This is a genomic window from Streptomyces sp. RGM 3693 (genome assembly GCF_050471125.1).
Taxonomy (GTDB): Bacteria; Actinomycetota; Actinomycetes; order Streptomycetales; family Streptomycetaceae; genus Streptomyces.
Genome location: NZ_JBMPPQ010000002.1, coordinates 2484186 through 2487757 on the forward strand (window position 1 = coordinate 2484186; position 3572 = coordinate 2487757).

Annotated in this window: 1 protein-coding gene and 1 pseudogene; both read left to right on the plus strand. The window is 73.5% G+C overall.

Annotation, left to right across the window (positions count from 1 at the left end; translation table 11 throughout):
- Positions 1-6: 6 nt before the first annotated feature.
- Positions 7-2508 carry an ACP S-malonyltransferase gene (gene fabD / locus ACO0M4_RS28520; RefSeq protein WP_430373789.1) on the plus strand — a complete coding sequence of 834 codons (2502 nt, stop codon included), beginning with the start codon at positions 7-9 and terminating at the stop codon, positions 2506-2508.
- A 48-nt stretch (positions 2509-2556) separates the two neighbouring features.
- Positions 2557-3402 (plus strand): annotated as a pseudogene (locus tag ACO0M4_RS28525) (DUF6039 family protein); the annotation flags it as partial.
- Positions 3403-3572: the final 170 nt, after the last annotated feature.

The following is a 3572-nucleotide window of genomic DNA, read 5'->3' on the forward strand; positions in this document are numbered from 1 at the left end:
GGACAAGTGAGGGACGACGCGATGGTGGCACTGGTTTTTCCGGGCCAGGGATCCCAACGCAAGGGCATGGGCGGGGAGTTGTTCGGCCGCTTCCCCGACCTGACCGAGCGGGCGGACGCCCTCCTCGGCTACTCCGTCGAGGAGCTGTGCCGCACCGGCGGCGACGGGAAGCTGGACCGCACCCAGTTCTCCCAGCCCGCCCTGTTCATCGTCAACGCGCTGTCCTACCTGGCCCGGGAGACCGGGCTGCCCGAGCCCAGCCACCTGGCCGGGCACAGCCTGGGGGAGTACAACGCACTGTTCGCGGCCGGCTGTTTCGACTTCGCGACCGGGGTGCGGCTGGTCCAGGCGCGCGGCGCGCTGATGGGCCGTGCCGAGGGCGGCGGGATGCTGGCGGTGCTGGGCGCGGACGGCGATGCGCTGGCCGGGCTGCTCGCCGACAACGGCGTGGCAGGTGCGGCAGGTGTGGGCGGCGTGGGCGGCGTGGACATCGCCAACTACAACGGGCCCGCACAGACCGTGCTGTCGGGGCCGTTGGACGCCCTGCGCGAGGTGGCCGCAGAGCTGTCCGGGCGGGCCGGCGTGCGGTGTGTGCCGCTGCGGGTCAGCGCCGCCTTCCACTCCCGACATATGCGCCCGGCCGCCCAGGAGTTCGCCCGGTTCCTCGAAGGGTTCGCCTTCCGCGATCCGCGGCTGCCGGTGCTCTCCAACGTCACGGCCCGGCCGTACGGCCCCGGGCAGGTCGCGGAGCTGCTCGCCCGGCAGATCGACCATCCGGTGCGCTGGACCGGCATCATGGACCGGCTCGTCGCGGACGGGGTGCGGGAGATCGAGGAGGTCGGGCCGGGGCGGGTGCTGACCGGGCTGTGGCGGCCGGTGCGGGAACGGGCCACCGCGGGCCGCCACTCGGCCACGGAGGACCGTCCGGTTACGGACGACCGCCGGGCAACGGATGACCGCCCGGCAACGGGTGACCGTCCGGCAACGGGTGACCGTCCGGTTACGTACGACCGCCGGGCACCCATCCCACCCGCGCCCGCGGCCTCGCCGGGACCCGCGGTCTCGCCAGGACCCGTGGCCTCGCCGGGACCCGCGACGGTGGCCCCATCCGCGCCACCGGCCGCCCCCGCACCCCCCGCCGCCCCGCCGCCCCGGTCCGCCCCGGTCCGTGCCGAGGACCTCGGCAGCGCCGCGTTCCGGCGCGACTACGGCATCCGCTACGCCTACCTCGCCGGTGCGATGTTCCGCGGGATCGCCTCCACCGACCTCGTCATCCGGATGGCCCGGGCCGGCCTGATGGGCTTCTTCGGCGCGGGCGGCCTCGCGCTGGAGCGGGTGGAGGAGGCGTTGACCACCCTCACCCGCGCCCTGGGCCCGGACGGCCGCTTCGGCATGAACCTCCTGCACGCGATCGACGACCCGGCCTACGAGGACGCGGTGGTCGCGTGCTGCCTCCGGCACGGCGTCCGGCACGTCGAGGCCGCCGGATTCACCCAACTGACCCCCGCCGTGGTCCAGTTCCGCTACACCGGAGCCCACCGCGACCCCGACGGCCGCCCGATCGCCGTCCGCCACGTACTCGCCAAGGTCTCCCGGCCCGAGGTCGCCACCGCGTTCATGGGCCCGGCCCCCGAGCCGATCGTGACGAAGCTCCGCGCCGCCGGCCGGCTCACCGCCGAGGAGGCCCGGATCGCCGCCGAACTGCCGGTCAGCGAGGACCTCTGCGTGGAGGCCGACTCCGGCGGGCACACCGACGGCGGCGCCGCGCTCACCCTGCTCCCCGCCATGCTCCGGCACCGCGACGCGGCGATGGCCCGGCACGGGTACCGCAAGCCGATCCGGGTCGGCGCGGCCGGCGGCATCGGCGCCCCCGAAGCCGTCGCCGCCGCCTTCGTCCTCGGCGCTGACTTCGTGCTGACCGGCACCGTCAACCAGTGCTCGCCCCAGGCCGGCACCTCCGACGCGGTCAAGGACATCCTCGCCGGGCTCGACGTCCAGGACACCGCCTACGCCCCCGCCGGCGACATGTTCGAGATCGGCGCCCGGGTCCAGGTCGTCCGCAAGGGCACCCTGTTCGCCGCCCGCGGCAACAAGCTCCACCAGCTCTACCGTGCCCACGACGGCTGGGAGTCCATCGACCCCGCCACCCGGCGCTCCGTCGAGGAGACCTACTTCAAGCGGACCTTCGACGACGTGTGGGCCGAGACCCGCGCCTACCACCTCGGCCGCGGACGCGCCGCCGAGATCGACAAGGCCGAGCGTTCGCCCAAGCACAAGATGGCCCTCGCCTTCCGCTGGTACTTCGCCCGCTCGGTCCGCTGGGCACTGGAGGGCGACCCGGCCCAGAAGGTCAACTTCCAGATCCAGTGCGGCCCGGCGATCGGCGCCTTCAACCACGTCGTCCGCGGCACCCCGCTGGAGGACTGGCGCAACCGTCACGTGGACGCCATCGCCGCCTGTCTGATGACCGGCGCCGCCGACGTCCTGGCCCGCCGCCTCCCGTCCTGAACTCGCCCTCGCACAGCCCGTCATGACGTTCCCTCACCACAGGAGCACCAGGTGACCACCCAAGCCGCCCCGGCACCCCCGGTTTTCCACTCCACCAACAGCGGTGTGATCGTGCAGCGCACCGCCCAGCTCAAGCAGGCCCACCGCACCGAAGGCCGCCGGCTCGCCCTGGAACAGGCCGCCTTCCTCAACGCCAAACACGCCGGACAGGCCACCGTCACCGTGCACGAAGAAGCCTTCGGCACCCGCGACCGACTGCACTGGCTGATCCACCTCCCCGCCCTCGGCGGCTACCGCGCCCTCGCCCCACTCCTCGACGGCGACGAGGGCCCGGCCGCCGCCGCCGACTGGCACGGCTGGTTCACCGACGGCTCGTTCCACGAGACCGCGCTGATCCCGCAGCACTGGGGCATGTACGGCACCGACGAGGCGCTGCCCGAGGGCACCGTCATCGACGCGGCCGCCCCCGACCTGCGGGTCCCGCCCGCCCAACGGCAAACCTCGATCAGCCCGGCACGGACCCAACACTCCGCCAACTCCGGCCTGATCATCCACCGCACCGCGCAGCCCAAATACGCCTTCCGCGCCGAGGCCCGGCTCTTCGCCCGCCGGATCACCGCCTCCATCACCACCCGACTGCCCGGCATCGCCTCCTCCTTCCTCTACGAGGAGGCGTTCGGCCCCGCCGACCGGGTCCACTGGCTGATCCACATGAAGAGCGTCGACGCCTACTACGACCTGATCGACATGCACATGCGGCTGGACGACGAGACCCGCGCCATCTACCTCGACGAGATCATCGCCCCCGAGAAGGGCGGCGGCACCTGGAACCGGCTCTTCGTCGAGGACACCATGACCGACATCGCCTTCGCACCCCTGGCGGAGGCCCACTAGAGCCGCACTCGCCCCCCGCCCCGACGCCCGCGGGCCTGCTCACTTCTGAGCGGGCCCGCGGGCGCGCTGTTCCTAGGGTTCACACCGGCGCCGCACACCGGCCTCGCACCCGGCACCGCGCGGCCGCTCACCTGGCCGTCCACCGGTCCCACACCTGGGGGAGCAAGCAC